Origin of the sequence: Nostoc sp. PCC 7107 (genome assembly GCF_000316625.1) — a bacterium.
Taxonomy (GTDB): Bacteria; Cyanobacteriota; Cyanobacteriia; order Cyanobacteriales; family Nostocaceae; genus Nostoc_B.
Genome location: NC_019676.1, coordinates 5,098,461 through 5,124,246 on the forward strand (window position 1 = coordinate 5,098,461; position 25,786 = coordinate 5,124,246).

The 25,786-nt window shown below is 38.9% G+C and carries 18 protein-coding genes and 1 pseudogene; 9 read left to right on the top strand and 10 right to left on the bottom strand.

Annotated elements, in window-relative coordinates; translation table 11 throughout:
• Positions 1-900 precede the first annotated feature (900 nt).
• Positions 901-3,192 (top strand): response regulator, encoded by a 2,292-nt coding sequence (locus tag NOS7107_RS21770; protein ID WP_015115105.1) that lies wholly within the window; start codon positions 901-903, stop codon positions 3,190-3,192.
• Positions 3,193-3,341: 149 nt separating this feature from the next.
• Here the strand turns inward: NOS7107_RS21770 and NOS7107_RS21775 are convergent, their stop codons facing one another.
• Positions 3,342-3,911: a TIGR02281 family clan AA aspartic protease gene (locus NOS7107_RS21775; RefSeq protein WP_015115106.1), complete on the bottom strand. Its 570-nt coding sequence runs from the start codon at positions 3,909-3,911 to the stop codon at positions 3,342-3,344.
• A gap of 390 nt (positions 3,912-4,301) precedes the next feature.
• Positions 4,302-5,084, bottom strand: a complete 783-nt coding sequence (locus NOS7107_RS21780; protein ID WP_015115107.1) for a nucleoside phosphorylase — start codon at positions 5,082-5,084, stop codon at positions 4,302-4,304.
• A gap of 44 nt (positions 5,085-5,128) precedes the next feature.
• Between NOS7107_RS21780 and NOS7107_RS21785 the strand changes: the two genes are divergently transcribed.
• The 3 genes from NOS7107_RS21785 to NOS7107_RS21795 all read left to right on the top strand — a co-directional run bounded on the left by NOS7107_RS21785 (position 5,129) and on the right by NOS7107_RS21795 (position 9,520).
• Positions 5,129-5,419, top strand: a complete 291-nt coding sequence (locus NOS7107_RS21785) for a nucleotidyltransferase family protein (RefSeq protein ID WP_015115108.1) — start codon at positions 5,129-5,131, stop codon at positions 5,417-5,419.
• Positions 5,416-5,757, top strand: coding sequence for a DUF86 domain-containing protein (locus NOS7107_RS21790; RefSeq protein WP_015115109.1), 342 nt, complete (start codon positions 5,416-5,418; stop codon positions 5,755-5,757). Before NOS7107_RS21785 ends, NOS7107_RS21790 begins: the two co-directional genes overlap by 4 nt.
• Before the next feature lie 304 nt (positions 5,758-6,061).
• Positions 6,062-9,520, top strand: a complete 3,459-nt coding sequence (locus NOS7107_RS21795; protein WP_015115110.1) for a filamentous hemagglutinin N-terminal domain-containing protein — start codon at positions 6,062-6,064, stop codon at positions 9,518-9,520.
• A 208-nt stretch (positions 9,521-9,728) separates the two neighbouring features.
• On the opposite strand, the gene NOS7107_RS21800 is transcribed toward NOS7107_RS21795, so the two are convergent.
• From NOS7107_RS21800 to sixA, 7 genes are all read right to left on the bottom strand, one after another.
• A complete protein-coding gene (locus tag NOS7107_RS21800) occupies positions 9,729-10,649 on the bottom strand; it encodes an NAD(+) kinase (protein ID WP_015115111.1) in 921 nt (306 codons plus the stop codon).
• 6 nt (positions 10,650-10,655) lie between these two features.
• The gene (gene nuoK, locus NOS7107_RS21805; RefSeq protein ID WP_006199065.1) at positions 10,656-10,961 is read right to left on the bottom strand and encodes an NADH-quinone oxidoreductase subunit NuoK; all 306 of its coding nucleotides are present in this window, start codon (positions 10,959-10,961) and stop codon (positions 10,656-10,658) included.
• Positions 10,962-11,122: 161 nt separating this feature from the next.
• Positions 11,123-11,722 carry an NADH-quinone oxidoreductase subunit J gene (locus NOS7107_RS21810; protein ID WP_015115112.1) on the bottom strand — a complete coding sequence of 200 codons (600 nt, stop codon included), beginning with the start codon at positions 11,720-11,722 and terminating at the stop codon, positions 11,123-11,125.
• Between the two features lie 231 nt (positions 11,723-11,953).
• Positions 11,954-12,529, bottom strand: a complete 576-nt coding sequence (gene ndhI, locus NOS7107_RS21815) for an NAD(P)H-quinone oxidoreductase subunit I (protein WP_015115113.1) — start codon at positions 12,527-12,529, stop codon at positions 11,954-11,956.
• Positions 12,530-12,618: 89 nt separating this feature from the next.
• Positions 12,619-13,737: an NADH-quinone oxidoreductase subunit NuoH gene (gene nuoH, locus NOS7107_RS21820; RefSeq protein ID WP_015115114.1), complete on the bottom strand. Its 1,119-nt coding sequence runs from the start codon at positions 13,735-13,737 to the stop codon at positions 12,619-12,621.
• A gap of 461 nt (positions 13,738-14,198) precedes the next feature.
• Positions 14,199-15,335 (bottom strand): citrate synthase, encoded by a 1,137-nt coding sequence (locus NOS7107_RS21825; protein WP_015115115.1) that lies wholly within the window; start codon positions 15,333-15,335, stop codon positions 14,199-14,201.
• Positions 15,336-15,447: 112 nt separating this feature from the next.
• The gene (sixA, locus tag NOS7107_RS21830) at positions 15,448-15,942 is read right to left on the bottom strand and encodes a phosphohistidine phosphatase SixA (RefSeq protein ID WP_015115116.1); all 495 of its coding nucleotides are present in this window, start codon (positions 15,940-15,942) and stop codon (positions 15,448-15,450) included.
• Between the two features lie 537 nt (positions 15,943-16,479).
• Between sixA and NOS7107_RS21835 the strand changes: the two genes are divergently transcribed.
• Together NOS7107_RS21835 and NOS7107_RS21840 are read left to right on the top strand one after the other, a co-directional pair.
• A complete protein-coding gene (locus NOS7107_RS21835; RefSeq protein WP_015115117.1) occupies positions 16,480-17,391 on the top strand; it encodes a DUF4007 family protein in 912 nt (303 codons plus the stop codon).
• A 106-nt stretch (positions 17,392-17,497) separates the two neighbouring features.
• Positions 17,498-21,004: a hypothetical protein gene (locus NOS7107_RS21840; RefSeq protein WP_015115118.1), complete on the top strand. Its 3,507-nt coding sequence runs from the start codon at positions 17,498-17,500 to the stop codon at positions 21,002-21,004.
• A 252-nt stretch (positions 21,005-21,256) separates the two neighbouring features.
• Here the strand turns inward: NOS7107_RS21840 and NOS7107_RS28080 are convergent.
• Positions 21,257-21,424 (bottom strand): annotated as a pseudogene (locus NOS7107_RS28080) (DUF4351 domain-containing protein); the annotation flags it as partial.
• Between the two features lie 624 nt (positions 21,425-22,048).
• Between NOS7107_RS28080 and NOS7107_RS21845 the strand changes: the two are divergent.
• Genes NOS7107_RS21845 through NOS7107_RS21855 form a run of 3 tightly spaced genes read left to right on the top strand, consistent with a single transcriptional unit; the run spans position 22,049 to position 25,780 of the window.
• Complete coding sequence (locus NOS7107_RS21845; RefSeq protein WP_015115119.1) at positions 22,049-22,849, top strand: phosphoadenosine phosphosulfate reductase family protein; 801 nt, start codon at positions 22,049-22,051, stop codon at positions 22,847-22,849.
• A gap of 19 nt (positions 22,850-22,868) precedes the next feature.
• Entirely contained in the window at positions 22,869-23,519 is a 651-nt protein-coding gene (locus NOS7107_RS21850; RefSeq protein ID WP_015115120.1) for a hypothetical protein, read from the top strand.
• Between the two features lie 5 nt (positions 23,520-23,524).
• Positions 23,525-25,780, top strand: a complete 2,256-nt coding sequence (locus tag NOS7107_RS21855) for a DNA sulfur modification protein DndB (RefSeq protein WP_015115121.1) — start codon at positions 23,525-23,527, stop codon at positions 25,778-25,780.
• Positions 25,781-25,786 lie beyond the last annotated feature (6 nt).

The following is a 25,786-nucleotide window of genomic DNA, read 5'->3' on the forward strand; positions in this document are numbered from 1 at the left end:
AAATTGTCGTTATGACAAGGCAGGAGCTGAAGCAGTGCGGTCTTGGGGGTTTCCCCCATGAGCAACTGCTGAACCCGAAGGGCAGGAGGGAAGAGAGTTTTAGATAACTTTACTTTTCGTTATATACTTCTGTTTATTTGCACCGTTCTACTTAGCCGCTTCTGGATTGCTTTACCGAAAGCTGACAACTACCTGTGGAGTCAATTTAAAATCCAAAATTGTTTGACCGCCAACACACCATAGATAGTTAATGACTATCTAAGTAGAGGATTTTTTTGATGTAGCTTCGATAACTCCTGCGGTAGAAGACAAAAACTCAAAAATTGCTCAGGATGATAATAGGTAGTTTTTAAACGTTCTATCAACACACACAGCAGTTGATGAGGTTCAGGAGTGGAATATATGAGGAATCAACTAATAGTCAAGTTTGAATTAATACAGATAGATGACTTTTGGTTTAATTTGTCAAAAGCGAAAACATCTCAATGAATACTTGATTTATCGGGGAAACAATCTTACTAGTAGAAGACAATCCCCATGATATTTTGTTTGTGCAAAGGGCGTTTTGCAAATCTGGTATTACTAGCCGAGATCGCATCTTTTATCCGTTACCTGCCTTAATTATGCTTGATTTAAAACTGCCGCGCCAATCTAGCGCTGAGGTTTGCTGTAGTTAAGGCAAAAACCAGGAATTTAGCGTCTGCTAGTTGTCGTTTTGACTGCTTCGCCTGAGTATACAGATGTGAATTATCTGTATGATTCAAGTGCAAATATTTATATGGTTAAATCTGTGGATTTCGGTAATTTAGTCGAAATCTTCACGATTATTAACCAACATTGGCTAGTTTTTCACCAAAAACCAGAACTGGGTACTTCTTAAATCAACTAATTATAAGTCCGATGTTACGCATTCTCCTAATTGATGATAATCCCCACGATCGCTTGCTGGCAATTAATGCCTTAGAGCGAGAATTTGTTGACTTGAAAATCCAGCAAATTGCTCGTCCGCAAGAGTTTGAGCAAGCATTGTCAGTGGGAGAATTTGACTTAGTAATTACTGACTACGAATTGCGCTGGAGTAACGGCATAGAAGTACTTCGCAATATTAAAAGCCGCTATCCCGAAATACCTATAGTGATGTTTACTAACAATGGCTCACAAGAAATTGCTGTAGAGGCGATGAAATCAGGGTTGGATGACTATGTAATTAAGTCTCCAAGTAACTATATGCGTTTACCTGTGGCGGTGCGTTTGGCACTCAAGCAAGCCGTAACGCGACACCAAATGACAGGCTTAGAAACGCGCTTTCAAACTTTACTCAATCAACTAAACGTTGGAGTTTACCGGATTACTGCTGATGGTATTGTTCTAGATGCTAACGCGGCATTTTTACAACTGTTGGGTCTAGATTCTTTAACGGAAATTTCCTTCAATCAAACTTGGAGGTCTTATTTTTCCACAGAAGATGATGCCCAACTGTGGCAACAACTGCGGATAGATGCAGGCGTGCGGGAGCGTGAATTACTTTTGCATCGCCCTGATGGTAGGGAAATTTGGGTACGAATTAGCCAAACTTTTACGACTAATGGCGATACAACAATCATTGATGGTATCATTGAGGACATTACTGAGCGCAAATATGCCGAAAAAGCTCTCCAGGAAAGTGAAGCCAGATTCAGATGGATATTTGAATCAAATGTAATTGGGATTTGTTTTTGGAATAGTGATGGCAATATCACAGCAGCTAATGATGCTTATTTACAGCTAGTAGGTTACACACGCGCAGACATGAAAACAGGAGGTTTGCATTGGACAGATATCTCTGAGTCTGAATACAATGAGCAAGATTTACGAATTATTGAAGAACTGAAGCAGTTTGGGATTTCAACTCCTGTAGAAAAGTGTTACATTCACAAAGCAGGTTATCGTGTTCCTATTCTCATCGGCTGTGCTTTTCGAGAAGGTTCTCAAACTGATGGTTTTACCTTTGTAGTTGATTTAACAGAACGTAAGCAAGCAGAACAAGAGCGAGAACAACTTTTGCAACGAGAACAAACAGCACGCCAAACAGCCGAAGCGGCGAACCGAGTCAAAGATGAATTTCTCGCTATTTTATCCCATGAATTGCGATCGCCACTGAATCCGATTTTGGGTTGGTCTAAGTTACTCGTCACCCACAAATTAAGCGAATCCAAGATATCGGAAGCTTTGGCAACTATTGAGCGCAATGCTAAGTTACAAGCACAACTGATAGAAGACTTATTAGATATCTCCCAAATTCTCCGGGGTAAACTCAGCCTCAATATTGCCTCTGTAAATTTGCAGTCGGTAATTTCGGCGGCGTTGGAAACTGTACAGTTAGCAGCCCAAGCTAAAGCGATTGAAATTCAAACTACCTTATCGGCAAATGTTGGTACTGTTTTGGGAGATCCTGTGCGTTTGCAACAGGTAGTTTGGAATTTGCTGTCTAATGCTGTGAAGTTTACCTCTTCTGGTGGTCGTGTAGAAGTCCGCTTAGAGCAAGTTGGCAGACAAGCGCAAATTCAAGTTATCGATACAGGCCAAGGAATTAGCTCAGAGTTTTTACCTTTTGTATTTGATTATTTCCGCCAAGCCGATAGTCAAACTACCAGAAGATTTGGTGGTTTAGGATTGGGGCTGGCAATTGTCAAACATTTGGTAGAGTTACATGGCGGCGCAGTTTGGGCAGCCAGTCCAGGGGAAGGACAAGGCGCTATCTTTAATGTGAGAATACCGTTAATTAAAAATCAGACTCAACTATCTCAAAGTCCTGAACAGTCTGATATTTACCAAGAGTTAACAGGTATTCGCATCTTAGTTGTAGATGATGAAGTAGACTCGCGGGAAGTGGTGGCTTTCATGCTCAAAGAATGTGGTGCAGAAGTCATCGCCGTTCCATCTGCGGCGGAAGCACTCTCGGCTTTTACCCAATTACAACCAGATGTCCTCGTCTTTGATATTGGAATGCCTGATGTTGATGGTTATATGCTCATGCGGCAAATTAGAAGTCTACCTCCAGAAAAAGGCGGGCAAATTCCGGCGATCGCCCTTACAGCTTATGCGGGAGAATTAAACAAGCAACAAGCTCTATTTGCTGGTTTTCAACTGCATTCATCCAAGCCCATTGAGCCAACTGAGTTAGTCAATTTAATTACTCAACTTGTTAAATAGTGGAAGGTAAGAGGCAGAAGGCAGGAGGCAGGAGGCAGAAGGTAAGAGGCGGAAGGCAGGAGGTAGGAGGTAGGAGAAAATTCTTCTTTCATTCAGCACTCAAAACTCTTTCTTCCCCCTGCGTCCTGCTCCCCGCCCCCTTTCCTGATTTAACGCGTATGAAATTCCACTGCTGTTTGTAAAATTTTAATGTCATAATTGCCGAAGAAATCGTGACCCAGTAAGCCAATATCGGCTTTAGATGCGATCGCTACTTCTACATTATTGGCGACAATGCCACCCGCAGCCATAGACTTTATTTTGCCTGTAGGAAATTGTACTTGATTACCATCGGCCGTTTGAGCATTGAGCGTACCCGTAGGCTTGATTTGCAATGAATTCGCCATTGCTTGAGTAATCAAAGTTCCATTTGCACCTGTATCGACAACCATCTCAAAGGTTTTTTGGTTATTAAAGGTGACATCAATTACTGGAGTTCTCCCAAAGTGGCGTTTAATTGGTACGCGAAAAACTCTGCCTTCGGAAGTGGTCTTAGCTCTATTTGCCTCGTTGCAAAGCTTTGTTAACTCTATAGTCATCCCGGAAGAAGTCACCATAAAACACGCGCTCGGATCTTCCGCTATTACTCGGTGTGCGAATGCTGAAAATATCAGCGTTGGCATTACTGCAATCAACGCTAAGTTAATATAAGTAATTCCCCGCTGCCACACACAGTTCATTGGATGCCGTTCTCCGATTTTTTATAAACATGAGAAATTTATTTTTCATAAAAAATTTAATATTAATTTAATTATTTCCTTGATTTCATTTATTCCTTAATATTTTTTCGACAAATAAGTTGTTTTTCAGGATTTATTCATCTGTAAAACACGAAATTTGCACCTCATAAACCTATATTATCTAGATTCAGGAAACGCTAATTTAAAGATTAAGTAAAGACTCAATGAAACTACTGAGGTCAATCAATTTTGGATTTTAGATTGACCCCATACCTAAACTCAGGGGAACCTGTCAATCAATTTTGGATTTTAGACTTATTACCCGAATAAATTTGGGGGAACCTGTCACTTTTTTAAATTTTGAATTTAAAATATAAAATTCGGTCAGATTTACAGTGAGGGAAAATAATTCATTACTGTATGAATAGCGGTGGCGATCGCATTTTTCACAGCAACCTCTTTTTGTTCTAAAACTACCTTCTCATCAACAGTACGTTGCGCTACTACACCGCAAACAGCCGCTGCCGCAAATTGATACACTCCTGCCATTTTGAACAGTGTGCCGCATTCCATTTCATAGTTCAAAATATTCAACCGCCGATATTCTTCCGTAATACCACGGAGCGATCGCATTAAATCTGGATTTGCCGAATCAGTGCGTTCCTGCCCTTCATAAAAAGTATCAACAGAAGCGGTAATACCTAAATAATGCTCAAACTCTAATGCTTGTGCAGCCTGGACTAAAGCCACCGTCAAAAACGGATCAGCCGCCGCCGGATATTCCATAGGTGCAATGTCAGTAGCTGCACCTTGACGACACAAAGCGGCACTACTAATTACAATACTACCGACTGGTATATGCGGTTGAATAGAACCACAAGTCCCGATGCGAATAATTTGCCGGATACCAACTTGTACCAACTCATTCACCACAATACTTAAAGAAGGCGCACCCATCCCACTAGTTGCAGATAGAATAGGGCGATTATTGGGTAAGTATCCGAGATAACTATCAAGACCGCGATTTTGCGACAACAAACGCACATCTTGTAAATAATTGTGGGCAATGAAATGAGCGCGATCGCGATCGCCCGATAATAAAGCAATCGTGGGAGGCGATGCGCCTAAATCCTCTTGCCCAAAACCAATGTGATAAAAGCGTTTATTTGTCATACTAATTTCAAAAGTAAGTTATTACAATCATTTGGATTTAGGCGATGGGCATTGATGAAATTCTGAAAGCTTACCGAGAAGAAATTTTGCAAATTGCCGCTAAGTATGGAGCATATAATGTACGGGTGTTTGGTTCAGTTGCTAGGGGGGAGGCTAAAGCAGATAGTGATGTAGATTTTTTGGTAGAACTTGAACCGCAACGAACTTTATTAGATCAAATTGCTTTGATGCAGTCCTTGGAAAAATTACTAGGACGTAAAGTAGATGTAACTGAAACTGAAACTCTGCATGAGTTGATTAAAGATAAAGTGTTGCGGGAAGCTGTGGTGTTATGAGAGACGACAAGCTTTACTTGAGCAATATTTTAGAATGTATTGAACGCATTGAATCTTACACCGATGATGGCAAAGAGGCATTTTTGCAAACCAAAATAATTCAAGATGCCGTAATTAGAAATTTTGAAATTATTGGGGAAGCTACAAAACGATTATCTCCCGAAATTAAAGCAGCTTATCCCGATATACCTTGGCAGCAAGTAGCTGGTTTTAGAGATGTACTGATTCACGATTATTTAAAAGTCAACTTAAACCGCGTGTGGGGAGTGATTGAACAAAATTTACCCCAACTTAAAATAACTGTTGAGGCGATTTTACAGGAATTAAGAGAGTTGTAATTACGGGCGAGAAACAGAAAATCTCTTTTTGACCATGATACTGGCTAACGTGATGCTTCTTTTATGCGATCGCGTGAGTTGAGCGCACTTAAAAATTTTAGTTAACTATATTGTGTAAAATACATTTCTCATCTTATCCTGAATACTACTGTTAAAACATCAAAATTTTATGATTAATTGCCAATTAAATGCGGAAAACACGTAAAAAATCCAGCAATTAACTGTTTACTGAACAAAAAGATACCCGACTTCTCAAAGAAGTCGGGTATCTGAACCTCTCGACAATTAAGAATTTATTCAGGGTATGAGAGAGAAAACTATCAAAATAACTCAAAGTTATTACTTATCAAAACTCAAGTTGATTCTAGCTTTGAGTAGCGCCATAATTACAACCTCTGCAAACAATGTCCTAGCGCAAAACATCACCATAGATGGTACTCTCAGCCCTGCACAAACCTTAAACGGCCCAATATATATAATTCCGCAGTTAGTGGGGCAAACAGTAGGTAGTAATTTATTCCACAGCTTTGGCAGTTTTAGCCTTGATTCTAGAGAAATTGCAAATTTTCAAAGTGGTTCTGATATCAGAAATATTTTTTCTCGTGTCACAGGCGGTTCCCCTTCATTCATTAATGGTTTAATTTTTACGCAAAGCGCCAGCGTAAATTTGTTTTTCGTCAATCCCAGTGGAATTATTTTTGGACCTAATGCTCGTTTAGATGTGGGTGGTAGCACCAGAGGTTCGTTTGTTGCTACCACAGCTGATGCTTTAGTGTGGTCTAATGGCAGTCAATTTAGTGCAACAAATCCCGGCGGTACGAGTAGTTTATTAACAATTGTCGGCGACCCCAGTGGGTTTTTATCCGTACAAAGACCACAATCAATATTTGCCATTGGTAGCACTTTAAATGTGTATCAAGGTCAAAGCTTGCTATTGCTGGGAGGAGATATCGGCTTATTTAATAGCAGACTGTTAGTTAATGGCATAGAAGGCGGCAGAATTGAGCTAGGAGCAACAGCAGCAGAATCAGGAACAATAGAATTAACAACAAAAAATAACATTCTCAGCTTAGATTTTCCTCAAGATTCCTTACGAGCAGATGTGTTGCTTACCAATGGAAGTAGCTTAGATGTCTCTGCTGGTAATGGTGGTAGTATCGCTATCAATGCCAAAAATATAGACATTTTGGAACAGAGTAATCTCGCTGCTGGTATTGCACCAGGATTAGGAGATGTTAACAGCCAAGCTGGAGATGTAACCCTCAATGCCACAGGTGTAATTCGAGTCAGTGATCAGTCAATGATTATAAATTATACTGATCTTTTTGCTACAGGTAATGCAGGTAACATCAATATTATTACAGATAATCTTCACCTTACCAATAATGCAGTAATTACGAATAGAACCTTTGGACAAGGTAATGCTGGGAACTTAATTATTAAGGCGAATCAGAGTATTTCCTTAGATAATACATCTGTTATCGGTAATACAGTAGACGTAAGAGCAGCAGGCAATGGAGGAGATATCAGTATCACTACAAGTTCACTTTCACTATCCAATAACTCTGGAGTTATCACTTTTTCTAGTGGAAGAGGCAATGCTGGCAATTTGATGATTAATGTAAATGAGAATATTTCTTTAGATAATGCACGTATAGCCAGTGGGATAGAAGCAGGAGCAGTAGGTCAAGGCGGAGATATCAGCATCTCTACAGGCTCACTTTCATTGAACAATAATGCTGGAATTGGTGCTTTTTTTGAAGATGGTAATGGTAACGCTGGTAATATAACAATTAATGCACGTAAAGATATTTTCTTAGATAGTCAGTCTAGTATAGAAAGTACAACTATATTGGCTGGTAATAGTGGAGATGTTCGTATTAGTACAGGCTCGCTTTTACTAACCAATACTGCCTCAATTAGTGCTGCCACATTTGGGACAGGGAATGCTGGTAATGTCATTATCGATGCTCGTGAAAGTATTTTTTTAGATAGTCAATCTCGAATAGCTAGTTCGGTACAGGAATTAGCTAGAGGTCAAGGCGGAGATATTAAAATTACTACAAATTCGCTGTCACTTAGCAATAGTGCTGCTCTTTTCACCACTACTCTTGGTCAGGGTAATAGTGGCAAAATTAATATCGCTACAAACTCCTTAGATATTACTAACAACGCGATAATTTCGTCTATTACCCTTGGTCAGGGAAATGCTGGCAATATAATTATTAATGCCCGTGAAGGTATTTCCTTAGATGGCGGCTTTATATTAAGTGCTGTAAATACAGAATCTGTAGGTCAAGGAGGAGACATTGGCATTATTACAGAATCTCTGTCACTTACTAATAATGCCATATTATCATCCAGTACATTGGGACAAGGCAATGCTGGTAATTTGATGATAAATGCTCATGGATTTGTTTTGTTTGATCGCTCCAATATATCCAGTTCAGCATTAGATACTGCTGTAGGCGATGGTGGAGATATCAGCATTACTACAGGCTCATTCTCTATTTCCAATGGCACTCAACTATTTGCCTCTACTTTGGGACGAGGGGATGCAGGTAACATCTACATCTCTGCTTCTGAGGCTGTCAATATTTCTGGAACCGATGCCAATAAAAGATTTTCTAGTGGATTATTTACATCTACTAGTACAGGTAAAGGTGGTGATATTGTCGTTAATACTAATTTATTCCGCTTGTCTGATAGTGCTGTGTTAGATGCACGAACTGTTAACGAAGGTAATGGCGGCAATATTACAGTTAACGCTAACTCCTTGGAAGTACTAAATGGTGGACAACTCATCACTACAACCTTAGGTAGAGGAAATGCAGGTAAAATCACAGTCAATGCTACTGAAAAGGTTATTGTAAATGGTAATGATGCAAGCTTCAATGACCGAGTAGCTCAATTTAGCGGCAATGTTGCCAATGTTGATGCTGCTAGTGGCCTGTTTGTCCGGTCTGATGGTTTAGGCAGTGCAGGGGATATTGAAGTTAACTCACCTTTTGTACTATTAGATAATGGTGGCAGATTCATTGCTGAATCTAGGTCTGTGAATGGTGGTGATATTTCGGTGAACGCTGGAAATGCCCTACTACTACGTCGTGGTAGTCAAATCTCTACGACTGCTGGCACTGCTCAAGCTGGTGGTAATGGAGGTAATATCAATATCAATGCAGGTTTTGTCATTGCTTTGCCAAATGAAAACAGTAACATTACAGCTAATGCTTTCTCAGGTACAGGCGGTCAAGTCCAAATTAACACGCAAGGTATTTTTGGTATTGAACCTCGCTTGAATGACAGTATTAATAGCAGTGATATTACTGCTAGTTCCACAACAGGTATTAATGGCGAAATTATTATCAATACACCTAATGTTGACCCAACTCAGGGTTTAACCAACTTACCAGGAGATATAGTCAACACAGCTAGTTTGGTTGATTCTGGCTGTACTGCTTTTGGTGATAAAACAGGTAGTCAATTTACTGTGACTGGCCGTGGTGGTTTACCTACAAGTCCTGACGACGTTCTAAATGGTGATGCAGTGTGGTCTGATACACGCTTAACTGTGGCAGCAAAACCACAAAATGGTTCAACAAGTCGTGTGAATACACCGCAAAAATCTTCTAATGCTATTGCTATTGTCCCTGCTACTGGTTGGGTGTTCAATAATAAAGGAGAAGTTACACTGGTTAGTCAAGTTGCTAAAGCAAATGCGTTCAACTTTGATTCTAATCACGTTGCTTGTGTTAAACCTTAGTCTTGATGATGTTGGGTTCCGTTCCTCCACCCAACGACTAGAAGTCGTGGCTACACGAACAAAGTCTGCCTCCGCAGACTTCACAACCAATAAGCACAAAAAACCCCCGAATTTATTCAGGGGCTATAAGTTTAAAAAATCACTAACTCGATGAAATTACCTGTGATCAAACTCCGAGAGTTACACCCAGACTACTTGGGAGTGTCAATCAATTACGATGATTGTTACTGTAGCGAACCCTTGTACCTGCCCAGAGTAACTTCTCGCGCAGTGTTTGATAATAGGAATTGTTTTCGCGTAAAACAATAAATTTAGCTCGACAGTCAGCCATTCGCACATCAACGCGATGTCCCGGCCAAATTGAAGTAGATAGTACACCATCCATCCACAATTTGGTACTCAAATCGTAATCACCCAAAGGCCAAACACTAACCACAACGCCAGGCGGTAACACCAAAGGACGGCTAGAAAGGCTCATAGGACAAATGGGAGTAATAGTGACGGCTTCCATACCATCGTGCATGATGGGGCCACTTGCCGAAACTGTGTAACCAGTAGAACCTGTAGGAGTAGAAATAATCAACCCGTCTCCCACATATTGATCGACAACTTCACCATCGATTTCCATTTCTAGAATAGAGGTGATCATGCGATCGGCAGAAGCGGGTTTAACACAAAATTCATTTAATGAAAGGTAGCGTTCGGTTACTGGTTCTAAATTTGTGCGATGACCTTCATACACTGCGGCTTGTAGCATCATTCGCCGTTGGATAGCATAGCGATCCTCAAACAGCCGATCCCAAACTTTTTCCGTATCTTGAAATTCATCTACAGACTCGGTTAAAAAGCCCAGATGACCGCCCACATTCACACCGAGAATGGGGATACCAGCTGGGGCTAAATGTCTGGCACTAGTTAAAACAGTACCATCACCACCGAGTACCAAAGCCATATCAATTGGTTGACCAGATGATGCCAAAAACACCGGGTAAGGGTTATCTTTTGGCCCACTTGGCCCCATTAATACATGGCAATCGCGATTTTCTAGTTGCTTGGCACAAATTTCTGCCCAGCGTTTACTTTGAGAATCTCGCGCCTTATAAGCAATGATTACCTGCTTGAGTTGCACGCAAAATTACCACTTCAGGAGATTAAACTGCTCCATATCGACGGTATCGCGGTTGCGATAAATGGCCAAAACGATCGCCAAACCTACCGCCGCTTCAGCAGCAGCCACAGTAATGACAAATACGGTAAACACTTGGCCTTTAATTAATGTTGAGTCAAGAAAGTTGGAAAATGCCATTAAATTCAAATTAACAGCATTTAGCAGTAACTCAATTGACATCAGCACCCGCACAGCATTACGACTGGTAATTAAACCATAAATGCCGATACAAAACAAAGCGGCAGCTAGTAATAAAAAGTACTGAAGTTGCATGAATCCTAATATTCCTTGTGAAATATGCTGAACAAGGTAAAAGGCAAAAGTAAAAAGAAAGCAAAAGAAAATAGTTTGTTTGCACAGCGTTGCCGCAGTCTAGCCCCTAAATTCATTTAGGGAGATTATCTTTTTACTTTTTACTTTTTACTTTTTACTTTCTAGTCTTGGGTTTCTCGACCTGCTGACACCAATTCTCTGGGGCGTTCTGGCAAAGTCAGAATAGTTGAAGGTGTCACTTGATCTGGCAGATACTCACGACGTGCCAAAATAATTGCTCCTACCATTGCCATCAGCAACAAAATAGAAGCTAGTTCAAAAGGTAATAGAAAGTCGGTGAAGAAATGCTCACCAATCAAAATTATTGAACTTTCGCCAGCCACAGGAGTAGTTGAGTATGCCCAAGGTGTTGCCAAAACCATTGCACTCAACAGTCCAAACAGCCCAATACTTACTACACCTGTGAGTACTTTTCGCACTCCAGCACTAGGAAATGGGGCAAAATCTTGGCGCTTGTTGACCAACATAATGGCGAACAAAATCAACACGTTAACCGCCCCAACATAAATCAGCACTTGGGCTGCGGCTACAAAGTCAGCATTCAGTAGCAAATACATTCCCGCCATGCTGATAAATACGCCTCCCAGCATAAAAGCAGAATAAACAATGCTGGAAGACAGCACTACGCTCAGTGCTGCGCCAATCAGCATTACAGCTAATATGCCAAATGAAACAATCTGTACACCTTCCGCTAGATTCACTTTTTTTGTCCTCGGTCAAACAATTTTGGATTTTAGATTTGCGATTTTAGATTGATGATTTTAGATTTATTCTGTTGAACCCTTATAGAGTAATTTCCCTACAGTAAGCACTTGCCAATAACTGAACTGGCGGCTTGAACAGAAAATAATCCAAAATCCAAAATCCAAAATTTAAAATCTAAAATTGATATGGTCATTGGTCATTAGCAAAAAACAAATGACTTATGACATTTATTTTTCTACAAGGTCTTCAGGACGTGCGCCAGCACGAGGTGCATCTGCTGGTAAATCGTGGGGGTCTAGTACGCCCTTGGGTAGATAAACTAGTTCGCGTAGCGGTGTCACCATTGGATCATTGGTGACTTTGTAAGGTAGACGACCTAGAGCCACACTGTCATAGTTTAGGTCATGGCGATCGTAGGTGGAAAGTTCGTATTCTTCTGTCATGGATAGACAGTTGGTGGGACAGTATTCCACACAGTTACCACAGAAGATACAAACCCCAAAGTCGATACTGTAGTGTTTGAGCTTTTTCTTTTTGCTACCTTTGTCAAATTCCCAATCGACTACAGGTAAGTTAATGGGACATACACGGACACACACTTCGCAGGCGATACATTTATCAAATTCATAGTGAATCCTACCGCGAAACCGTTCCCCAGGAATCAGTTTTTCGTAAGGATACTGTACGGTGACTGGTCGCCGCCGCATGTGGTCGAAGGTAACAGATAGCCCTTCACCGATGTAGCGACCGGCTTGTATTGCTTCTTTGCCGTAATCAACAACTTGCTTCAGGAACTTTAGCATTGTGTTTCACTCTCTCTTTTCAATTTTGGATTTTCGATTTTGGATTTTAGATTTTGGATTAAGTCTAAAATCTAAAATCTAAAATTTGACTATCCACCGAAGGCGACGGGAAAAGCTAATTTCAGGGCGGCGGTTAATAAGAGATTAACCAAACCCACTGGTAACAAAAACTTCCATCCTAAATCTAAGAGTTGGTCAATGCGTACCCGTGGTACTGTCCAGCGCAACAAGATGGCGATAAATACTAGTAAGTAGGCTTTGATTACGGTCATTGTAATCCCCAAACCCGCTGTGACTACTTGTAATACGGGGTTAGTTTCACTGATTCCCAGCAAACTAGCGATGGTATTCAGGGGAATAGGAAAATCCCAACCGCCTAAATATAAAACTGATACCAATAAGGCAGAAAGCACTAAGTTAACGTAAGAACTGAGATAGAACAAAGCAAATTTCATGCCTGAGTACTCAGTTTGATAACCTGCTACTAGTTCTTCTTCCGCTTCGGGTAAGTCGAAGGGTAAGCGTTCGCATTCGGCTAAAGCTGCAATCCAAAAGATGAGAAAGCCAACTGGTTGTCGCCAGATATTCCAACCAAGAATGCCGTAACCAGATTGCTGATTAACGATATCAATTGTGCTGAGGCTGTTAGACATCATAGCGATCGCCAGTACACTCAGCGCCAGCGGAATTTCATAACTAATAGATTGCGCTGCTGCCCGCAACCCTCCTAAAAGGGAGTATTTGTTATTGGATGCGTAGCCAGCCATTAACAACCCAATTGGCTGAATGCTAGACAAGGCAATCCACAAGAAAACTCCCATACTCACGTCTGTAATGACAAGATTTTGTCCAAAAGGCACAATCAAATAAGACAGAAATACTGGCAATACAACAATGATTGGGCCAAGGGTAAACAACCAAGGGTCAGCTTTACCTGGTACAATATCCTCTTTAAACACCAGCTTTAAACCATCTGCGACCGGGGCCAGTAAGCCAAAAGCCCCAATAAATTCAGGGCCGATCCGCTGTTGCGCTGCTGCTGAAATCTTCCGTTCCAGCCACACACACACCAATACACCTACTGTTGCCCCAATCAGCATCAGGATCATTGGCAGTGGCATCCAAAGTGCTTTGGCCGTGCCTGCTGGTAGTCCTAAATCCATCACGGATTTAATAAACGTTCCTTGAATGTCAATTCCTGAGTTCATGTTTCCGCTCTTTAAGTCAGTTGAAGTGTGAAGTATGAATTATGAAGTATGAAGTATGAAGTATGTAGACACCCTTTGGGTGACTTCCCGTAGGGTAATTTCATGCTTCAACCTTCAGCCTTTAGCCTTCAGCCTTTCTGAGATGAATCCTGATTGAAGATTTGTTGCCATATTCCCATGCCTAGTATATCGTTGCATGGTTTTTAGTCCTTGTAGCTATACAAGAACTTCTACTTATGGGTAGGATTGAAAAAATCAAAAGTTAAAAGTTAAAAGGCAAAAGATCAAAATCTTTTAACTTTTGCCTTCTAGTCCCTGGCGTAAGCAGGCATCAAAAAGCTGCCGCTTCCATGCTGGCAACGGTTATTTGCTGCTTATAGGATTTCTGATTCCCTAAATTGGGGGTTGATGCTGATATTTTTAGTTGCAGGTAGGTGCTATTTTAACGGTTCCCCTGCCAGCTAACGTTCTTCAAGGGGGATATAAGGAGCTTCGTGTTTACCGTTGTAGACTTGGGTGGGACGGAAAATCCGGTTTTCTGCTAGTTGTTCTTTCCAGTGAGCTAACCATCCAGCCACACGGGCGATCGCAAATATTGGTGTAAACAAGTCTGTGGGAATACCCATCTTTCTGTACACCAAGCCAGAGTAAAAGTCAACATTAGGATAAATCCCTTTGTGACCAAGTTTCTCCTCAACTACCCGTTCCATTTCTTGGGCAATTTCGTAGTATTTATCCCCGCCAAATTTGTCAAATAGTTGCTCTGCCAGGTCTTGTAAAATGATGGCGCGTGGGTCTTTAACTTTGTAGACGCGATGCCCAAAGCCCATCAATTTTTGTTTATTTTGCAGGCGCTCTTCAACATAGGAACGGACGTTTTCTACCGAGCCGATTTCTTCCAACATCTGAATTACTTCTTCGTTGGCTCCACCGTGCAATGGGCCGCCCAAGGTTCCTACAGCACTAGCAACTACAGCATAAGGGTCAGTTAAGGTTGAGGCTGTTACCCTAGCACTAAAAGTCGAAGCATTCATTGTATGCTCAACGTGTAAAATCAAGCAGATATCAAAGATTTTTGCCGCCAAAGCATCCGGTTCTTTCTCGTTGAGCATGTAGAGAAAATTGGCGGAATAATCTAGGTCATCACGGGGCTTTACGGGGTCATTACCCTTACGCATCAACTGGAATGCAGCCACCATTGTGGGGATAGTTGCTATCAAGCGCACAACTGAATCCCGAATGTAGGCGGGGTTATGTAAATCTCGCAGAGAATAAAACAGGCCTAAAGCCGCCGCCGAGGCTTGCAGAGCATCCATTGGATGACCGCTTTCTGGGAAGCATTTCATCATGTCCCGAATGCGGTATTTAATCCGCCTGTGGAGGCGAACTTCTTCCTCAAATGCTTGTAGTTCTTCTTTACTTGGCAATTCACCCCAGATGAGGAGATAAGCAGTTTCGAGAAAGGTACTTTTTTCTGCTAATTCCTCAATCCGGATGCCACGATATTCTAGTATTCCCTTCTGCCCATCTACGTAGCTGATACTCGATTGAGCTGCGGGAATGCCTTCTAAACCAGGCTTGTATTCACACACCATCATGGCAACACCATTTACTTTGTGAAATATTCGATCACGCTAACTTACCAGAAATTATTTTTGCCATAACAGTAGTCGTTCTCACAACAATTCTTCGAGAAGAATTGAAAAACTGCTATAGCAAGTATTTGGGGGGTGTCAACCAGAACATTTGACTACGACCCACAACAGAGCCTGCTTCTGGTAGTTTTACTCCGATCATACCTGCTTTTTTCAGGACTAAACAGCCTTTGATTTCTCCCCAAAGGAGAATTTCTGCCCAACTACTCAAATCAGGCTCATGGCCTACCAAGGCCAGGCGGGTATTTTGAGAATAATTTTTGGGTTCTAACCAGTAAACCAACCAACTGGAAAGATGACCGCCAGTTGCAAGATGAGTAGATTCTTCTAACTGCGAACTGAGTCCGGTAGCGATGAGAATTTCTGCTGTTTGGCGGGCGCGGGCTAAAGGGCTGGTGACAATCAAATCAAATTGCAAGTCTAACTTGAGGAGACGCTGGGCTACTTTTTCGGTTTTTTGCCTTCCTTCTTTGGTGAGTTCGCGTTCTTCATCTTTAATACCCACTTCTCTCTCTTGCGCGATGCCATGTCGAATCAGATACAGTTCCACAATAATAGCCCTGAGTGCTGAGTTAGGATTTACGCCTGATGTTATTTAACATATCCTAATTATTCTCGAATGCTACCAGTCCAAGCTGTGCTTTTTAGGTGGATTCTGGCGATCGCATCATTAATATCCCATCATTAATGTTGATATTTGTGGATCATTCACCCTTTGGCATTCGTAGTTGTTTGTCTTTAATTGTTTGATGCTTAGGTTCTCATAGGATAATGGATTATTGCGATCGCGTTTAAAACTGCGCGTCTTAGGGTTAAACTCCCATAGGCAGCAAGCAATTATACTCGATACTCACTGTTTAGTAATTAGTTGGGTTGGACTTTATAGTATTTTTGTACTATAAAAATACTATAAAGGATAGCGGATTCTACAGTTTTATACGGACTACACAATTGTGACAAAAAGTGTTTACCGATCTAGGCAAGATAGACTAGATTGAGATTTTCAAAAATACCTCACAAAATTAGCAGCTTTAAATATTTTAATTATGATAAGTTGTAAACTTTTAAAGTTATTAATTTAAATATTATGATCCAAACTAAACTAAACTTAAAATCTCCAGAAACTCCTGTAAATCCAATCTTTGCTAACCATGAAACTTTTCACCCTCGTTTTGGCTGGTTAAAAAAAGGATTTGATGCAGCTAAGAAAAATTCAGGTGTTTTCTTACAGGATGATGCTCCTGTGCGCTTGGGTGTTGGTAAAAATATGGTACGTGCTATTCGTTATTGGTGTAGTGCATTCAAAGTTCTAGATAAAAATAATTTACCGACAACATTTGGGGAAAAACTTTTAGGAAATAATGGATGGGACTCTTATTTAGAAAATCCAGCATCATTATGGTTATTACATTGGAATTTGTTAAAGCCAACTTGTGAAGCGGCAGCTTGGTATTATATCTTTAACGTTTTTCGAGATCCAGATTTTACAAAAGAAGATATTTTAGCTGGATTACAAGATTATATCAGAAGTTTTGACAAAAAAATTGCTGATTCTTCTTTTATCAAAGATGTAAATTGTATTTTAAGAATGTATGCAGCCCAGGATTTTCTTAAAGATAATGCGCCCATTGAAGATTCTATTGATTGTCCTTTCACTGAACTTGGTTTAATCCGTCATTTTGGTAAAAATTATCAGTTTAAAATTGGTGCAAAAGCAAATTTACCTGCATCAGTTATAGTTGCTACTTGTTTAGAATATGCTAGTTGGGCAAATAAAGATAGCAATACAATTACTATTCGTCGGTTACTTTATGATGAAGGTAGTCCAGGGACAGTATTTAAACTTACTGAAAGCATTTTATGTACAGCTATTGAGACAGTTGCTAAAGAATTTAATGGGATACTTTTTGAAAATACCGCCGGATTAATTCAGTTATCTTTACCAGAAAATCCAGAGGTATTAGCTGTAGAAATTTTAGATAAATATTATAGTATGTGACAGGGAACAGAATTAAAAGCAATTTTTATCTATGAATTTATGATTGCTGTATCTCCTGATATGGTTGATAACTACTATTTAATTATTATTAAAGATGAGTAAGATTATGACTAACAAGAAGCTATCGCATTATTTCAGTCTTCAACGTCGCTATTCTCGTTCTATTAACTTAGAAAGAGATTTGGATAGTGTGGAAGCTTTAGAGGGTTATGTGCTTACGAAAAGAGCAATTGATTCTTTAAAACGTATTCTAAATAATTTTAATTCAGATGAAGGCGAAAGAGCTTGGACTTTAACTAGTGTTTATGGTACTGGAAAATCGGCTTTCGCTAATTATTTAATTTCCTTATGTGCTGGTTCTACAAACAAAATGCACATGAAGGCTTCATCGATAGCTGAAGATAAATTAGATAAAGATAGTGATATTTATCAATTAATTCAAGACAAAATTACTCCGAAAGGATTAATTAGGGCTGTGGCTACGGGGCAAAGAGAGCCAATTAGCCATACTATTATTAGGGGCTTATTAACTGGTGTTGATAATTTTTGGACTCCTTGCCAAAGAAACAAAATTAACGTTGTGCGTCAGTTAGTTGATTTAGAAGCAGAAATTAATGATGGCGGAAAGGTTGATAGTAGAGAAATTCCTAATTTAGTTTTGGAATTAGCTAAGGAGTCTCAAACAGGAATATTCCTGGTTATTGATGAACTAGGAAAGAATTTAGAGTATGCTAGTCATGCTCAAGGAAATGAAGATTTATATCTCTTACAACAATTAGCCGAACTACCCAAAGATAGTAAACATCCGATTTATATTTTAGGGATTTTACATCAAGCTTTCGCAGAATATGGTCAACGATTAGCAACTGTTCAACGCAACGAATGGGCAAAGATTCAAGGGCGATTTGAGGATATTGCTTTTACTGAGTCGGCTGGACAAATGATGAGTTTGATTGGTGCAGCAATTGACTCGTCAGCAGCAGACAATATCAAAGGTGCTACTAATGCTTACTCTGAGGATTGGAGTAAGTATTTAGCACCCATAATAGTAGATGAAGAAGTAACTCAGGAAGTTATCACAAAAGTTTATCCGCTACATCCTTTATCAGCTTTTGTGTTACCAAACCTTTGCCAAAAATATGCTCAAAATGACCGTTCTTTATTTACATTTTTAACGAGTCATGAACCTTTATCGTTTCGTAATTTTTTAGAAGAGGCAACGGTTAAAAATCATAAATTACCTTGTCTTAAACTATACCAAATTTACGACTATTTTATTGAATCTGTGGGAATGGGTTTAGCTTCTCGTCCTAATTTGCAACGATGGGTGGAAGTTCAAGATTTAATTAATGATGCTAAACGATTAGAAGAAGATAGTCTTAGAGTACTCAAAACTATCGGGATTTTGAACTTGATTACGGTGACAGGTTCACTGCGGGCGACTAGAAATTTAGTATCTTTGGCAATGTGCGATCGCCCGTCACCAGAAGAAATTAATTATTGGCAAGAAATTATTGATAAATTGCTAAAGCAAAACCTGATTACTCATCGTCGTCAACTAGATGAATTGCGGATTTGGCAAGGTTCTGATTTTAATGTTGACAGTGAGTTAAGTACATATATAGAACAAGAGCGATCGCCTTTAGTTAAACTATTATCTATACACTGTCCTCTCAAGCCTTTAGTCGCTCAACGTCACAGTTATAAAACGGGGACTTTGCGTTATTTTGAACGCCATTATTTAGATAATTCTCAAGATTTGCATCAGTTAAGTTGTAGTAGTGTCGATGCAGATGGTTTTGTCGGATATTGGGTAGATGATGAGGTTCCGAGTGTTGTTCCTGAAACAACTAGCGATGGTAAGCCGTTAGTGATTTTGAGTGCAGCTAACTTAGATATATTGCGAATTCGTACCCTGGAATTTGTAGCTTTAAGTAATATCAAAAAAACTGCTAAAGAGTTACAAACTGATGGGGTTGCAAGAAAAGAAGTAAATTATCGCCTACAAGAAGCTGAAGAATTTTTAAACGAAACCCTCAATCACTCCTTTAGTATTGGGGTGAATCAGCGTTGTTGGATTCAGGGACAAGTCGAAACACTCAACAACATTACTGACTTTAATAGTAAGCTGTCTGAGATTTGCGATCGCACTTATCATCACAGTCCCATTTTGTGGAATGAATTAATTAACCGCCGTGATTTAACCTCCCAAGGGGCGAAGGCTAGACGGGAATTGATTCAAGCGATGTTAGAACATCAGCATGAGGAAAGATTAAGCTTAGAAGGATATGGCCCGGAAGTGAGTATGTATTATTCTCTGTTAGAGGAAACAGGGATACACCGTCAAGAAGATGGAGACTGGGATTTTTACCCACCATTAGACAATTCCGGGTTAAACTCTCTGTGGGAAGCCGTTGAAAATTTTTGTTTAGCAGCCACAGAAACCAGCCAAACCTTTAATTTACTCTATCAACATTTAGCCGCGCCTCCATTTGGTGTAAAACAGGGTTCTATTCCCGTGATTTTAGCGGCTGTGCTTTTATATCACGCTGATGATTTGGGACTGTATCAAGACGGGACATTTATTCCCGTGTTGGGAACAGAACATTTTGAATTATTAGTCAAATATCCTGAACGGTTTGCTGTGAAGTATTTTGCAGTTGTCGGATTAAGGGCGGAAGTATTCAAAGAATTAGAGGCAATTTTACGCAATCCGCAGTTTAAAAATTTAGGTAAGGTGCGTAACGCTACGTTGTTAACAGTGGTGACTCCGCTTTATCAATTTGTTAAGAAACTGCCTAAATATACGAAACAAACTCAAAGACTTGTAGCAGAACCAAGCGCAATTTTAAAAGCATTACAAACCACTGTCGAACCCGACGAATTATTATTTAAAGCTTTACCCGCAGCTTGTAATTTACCTGCAATTGGAACGGAAGCTGGAGATGATGGGGTGACAGCGAGAACTTTACGAACTAAGTTAGTTCATGCTTTGAGAGATATTCATACAGCTTATGATCAATTATTGAGTGATTGTCAAAAATTGATTTATGAAGCTTTTGGGGTGAGAAGTCCAGAAACAAAATTGCGGGAAGATTTGCGAGTTAGGGCGAATTATTTAGCGGGAAAATGTATTGAACCTTTACTCAAACGCTTTATTCGGGCTGCATCGGATGAGACTAAAACTGATGCTCAATGGTTAGAAGCTTTGGTGATGATTGTCGCAGATAAACCTGCGGAATCATGGACTGATGATGATGCAACTGCCTTTGAAATGAAGTTAGCAGATTTAGTGCGACGGTTTATAAATCTCGAAGCCTTACAAAAAGAAGTCGCCGCCAAAGGGGAAGGTTTTGAAGCCCGACGCATCACCATGACTCGTCCCGATGGTCAAGAAATCAACCGCATGGTATGGGTAGATCATGGGAGAGCATCGCAGGTTGAGAAGTTGGTTGACGACATTTTAGCGAAATTACCTGATGATCAGCAGTTACGACAAGCTATTTTGGCCAAGTTAAGTGAAAGGATTTTAAGTTCTGATTTACCAGAGACGGTGACGCAGATTGGCGAAAAGCGCACTGATGAAAGTATCAAGGGGAAAAACTTCGGTTAAAACAAGCATTATGATCACAAAAGAGAACCTAATGAGCCTGTGTTTTATTTAAATTATCAGAGTTGGTGCGATCGCGTTCTTAAATTTCAAAAACCATTATGGAACAAATTACTCTTGCAGAACTTCCTGAAAATGTCCAAAACCTAATTAACCAAGCCCAAAAAACAGGTTAACCCCTCACTATAATTCAAAATGGTGTTCCCTTCGCTATCATTTCTCCTATTAGAAAAATATCTCTACTAGAAACCCTTTCTACTCTTGAAGCTTAGAAAAATCTAGTAACGCTTCTCCTAAATTTTCTAATTGTTCAATTGATAATCTTTTAATTCGCTCAATTAATGATTCATCAATTACCCCAATACGGCGATTTAGTAAACGCAGGATTAAGTCTTACCTCCCCTCTTGTTTGGCTTGTTCTCTGTTGAAACTTAACGATTTATGATGAATCTTGACGATACGCAAGAGTTATTTTTGACAGAGAAGCGTCAGGGACAAGAGTATCTTGGTTTCTATCTCCCACAGGGAAAGAAAGATGTGTTTAAGAGGTTGTTTGAAAAGTGGTCGGTTGTGATTATTAGCACTTCTTGATCCCCCCTAACCCCCCTTAAAAAGGGGGGAAATACTTCAAAGTCCCCCTTTTTAAGGGGGATTTAGGGGGATCTAAAATGTTTTGCTACCAACAAGAAGACTTTTAAAACATCCTCTAAGGAATACTGTCAATAAATTGACAGTACAATGAAGGATGAACTGGAGAAGTTTATTGATCAGTGCATATCTGATCCTAAATTCCAGCAATATTTAGAAATGAAGCGTAAGTTAAAAGATTAAATAATGTTTCGTTCTAGCCAATTTCAGATTTTTAGCTTAGACTGAATCGGGTTGATGTATAAAAGCACAACTTGTTAGGTTATAAAAACGTGATTAAAGCAGTAAATATACTATGATTTGTTAAAATTAACGAAAAAATGCTACAGACTATATCTGCATAATTGCTAAGATATTAGTAATACTAATATACTGGTCAAACAGCACGAAAAAGTCAGCATGGCAGAGAAAAAAGTTAGGCATATTTTGGGGCTTTCTGGGGGTAAGGATAGCACGGCTTTAGCGGTGTTACTGCATAAGGAAATTCCAGAGATGGAATATTTTTTTTGTGATACCCATAAGGAATTACCGGAAACTTACGATTATCTTGACCGCATTAAAGCCCGTCTGGGGATTAAAATTCATTATCTCAGTGATAAGCGCGGTTTTGACCATTGGTTAGCAATTCATGATGGTTTGTTACCTTCTCCCCAAATGCGGTGGTGTACGGTGAAGATGAAAATTAAGCCGTTGGAGGATTTTGTGGGGGATGATGAGGCTATTAGTTATGTTGGTATCCGTGCTGATGAAAACCGTGATGGTTATATCTCCACTAAACCTAATATTAAACCTGTGTTTCCTTTTAAGGAAAAGGGTTTAGTTAGGGCTGATATTATTCGGCTTTTAGAAGAAAGTGGAATTGGACTCCCTGACTATTATCGCTGGCGCAGTCGTTCTGGGTGTTTCTTCTGTTTCTTCCAACGCAAGTATGAATGGGTAATGTTGGCGCAGGAACATCCTGATTTATTTCAAAAGGCTGTTGAGTATGAATCTAATCATGCTGATGGTCGTACCTATACTTGGACTGATGGGGAAAGTTTATTGCAGCTTCTAGCACGCAAAGATGAAATTATTGCTCAACATGAAAAGTTAATGGCTAAAGAGAAAAAGGCTGCTCCTAATCGTCCTTTATTTGAAGCATTAGAAGACATTTTAGATCAAGAAGACGATGAGTTACCTTGTTTAGCTTGCCATTTGTGAATGATTGATTAAAAGTGTGATGACTATTTATCGTTGGACTGAAATATCTGGCATACCACAAGAACCAGGGATTTATGCTTGGTACTATTCACCTGAAATTACAGATTATGATTTAGAACTTGCTATAGAAAAAATTAACAAATTTAAGCAAAATAATGAGCGAGAATATGCTGCAAAGATAATTGAAAATTTTCTTGAAAAAAATATTTTTCAATATTTTCAAGAAGAACCATATCAAGCATTTCTCGAAGGTTCTTTAAAACCAACTTATAAAGGTTATCTTGAGCATAAGCCCATTATTTCAGACTCTTTAGTCTCAAGAATTCTTGAAGAACCAGAAAGACTGAAAACGGTGAAAAATGTTGTTCAGTCATCTGCACCTAATTTTGCTAGTCCTATATATATAGGAATGTCTGATAAACTAGGTAAAAGATTAAATCAGCATAAAAGATTGATAGAAAAATACCGAGAAGAAATATTCAAAGAAAATACAAAAATTAAAGACAAAGAAAATATAGACCAAAGCTTTGCAATGGAAGTATGTCGCAGAAATATTTTGCCTGCCCAATTGTTTGTTGTAATTAATATTATCAAAGATAATGGAAAAAGATATATAGACCTTGAAAATATTCTCAATAGAATTCATTATCCATTACTAGGAAGAAATTAAAAAAAATGTCACTAAAAATTCGTAGAGAATCTGCATTAAATTTGACCATTGAAGGCTCAATAGGATCGTTTAGGGTAGGAACAGGTAGAGAAGGTCAAAACTCTATTGAAGTTACGTATTTTCTGACTCATGTTGGACTTGATTTTTCTAGTAGCGCAAATGAAGCTTTGCTTAGTCATCTTGCTCCTGTAAGAGAAATTTTTGATATAAATCAGCTTGATTTTGATGAAATCATGCAAAGAGATATTGATGATGCCAGAGTTTCTTCTGAACTTATTCCCTATTTACTTGATGAAAAATCAGTCGATTTAGTAAAATTATTTCCTCCTATTGTTGTTGTTGTCCTTCCTATCCAAGAAGGAGAAAATAGACCAGCAAAGCTGTATCCGAAAGTAACTACTGATGAAAAACCTGAAACAGAAGAAGCAGGACAGTTTATATTACGTTCAGGTTCTATAGGTCAAGAAGTTTTTCAATTTGAACAACCTATTTCCGAAGGGCAAAAACTTAAACATGACTTAGTACGTTTTAAATTAAATACTCATAAGACGCGGTTAGTCATAGTCGATGGACAACATAGAGCAATGGCTTTACTTGCGTTATATAGAAATCTCAAGGATCAATGGTCAGATGAAAAACGTGCGCCCTTTAAAGAATACTATTCAGAATGGACACCTAAGTATATTCAAAAATTTAACTTAAAAGAAATAAATTTACCGATTATATTATGTACATTTCCTTCATTAGATGAGCAGTATTCTGGCAAATTTGATTTAAGAAAGGCTGCCAGAACAGTATTTCTCACATTAAATAGAGAAGCCAGAAAAGTATCAAGAACAAGAAATATTTTACTTGATGACAATGATATAATTGCTTGTTTTCTTCGTTCTTATTTATCTACAGTTAAGCAGAAAGATCAACGTTCTTCTTCTTCTTTACGTATCTCAAATATTGAACTTGATCAGTCAGATAAAGATAAGTTAAAAATCGAAAGTCCTATTGCTATTACAGGTGTTAGTCATCTCTACTATATTATAGAACACTTGCTTTTAAATAATGGTGGTGAGGTTAAGGGAGCAAAACCCAGATCGGGTAATTTTGCAAAACGAAAGGATTTAAATCTTTGTATGCAGAAATATCGTCTGAACGGTGCTAATTTGCTTGGATCTGAAATAGCTAATTCAACGAAACGTGATAATTTCACAATTTCCGTAGCAGAAAAATTACGTGAACAATTTGATGAAAAGTACGGTAATTTCATATTATCTATATTTGAAGGTTTCCTCCTTTATGAAAATCATAATAAAGCGGTTTTAGACCTTGAACAAAAAATTGAAAGTTACCAAGACCGTCAATTAAAACCTATTTTATTTGAAGGACAAGGTATTAGTCGAGTTTTTGATGCTCACAGAGAAAATTTAAAAAATAAAATTCAAGAAGGAGAATTGAGTAATATTCCAGAAATTCAAGCTATTACTCAAAGGCTTGATGCAACAGCAAAACGACTTAACGATGCTATAGAAGATTTCCGATATGAACGAGCAAACCTATGTATTAAATCAATATCAGATAAATCAGCCATCAGAGATTCTGAAGGAAAAATAAGTTATGGAGTCATACAATGGTTTAATGAACTCTACGACAATGTTCTCACAACAGTAGCTTTTCAAAGTGGATTAATTTGTGGCTTTTGGGGCGAAATAGAAAAGATAACTATTAAGTTAGGAGAAGAATATATAGATATTAAACAGTGCCTTGGAGAATATATTCAACAGTTAAACAATTTTTTTATTCCTAATAGTTCCAGCCAGCTTAAAAAATTAGTTAGCCTATTTAAAGGTGAAATTATTGGCAATATTTCAGATTGGAAAATAACACAAACTAATCATACTTTTCGCAACGTTGTATATCGTGGAGAGATGCAGCCAGATCAGTGGACAAAATACAAGTATCTAATTTTAGAAATTTGGCATCCAACTAATGAATTTTTAGCCAATACTCTTAATGAAGAGATAGAAAAATGTAGAGAGCAAATATTTCCTGCACTTTACAACTTATATACAACTGATTATTGTAAAGAAAATTCAAAACTTGAAGGAAACCTTAGCGAAAACGAAAAAAATATAATTTTTGACAAAGCTTTTACAGAATACAATATTTTTCTTAAAAATGTTAACGGAAAATCATTAGATCAACAAAAAATGAAAATAGCTTGTTCAGTTATTCCTGCATCAGAAATTGATGAATCTGACATGGAATAAATAGAG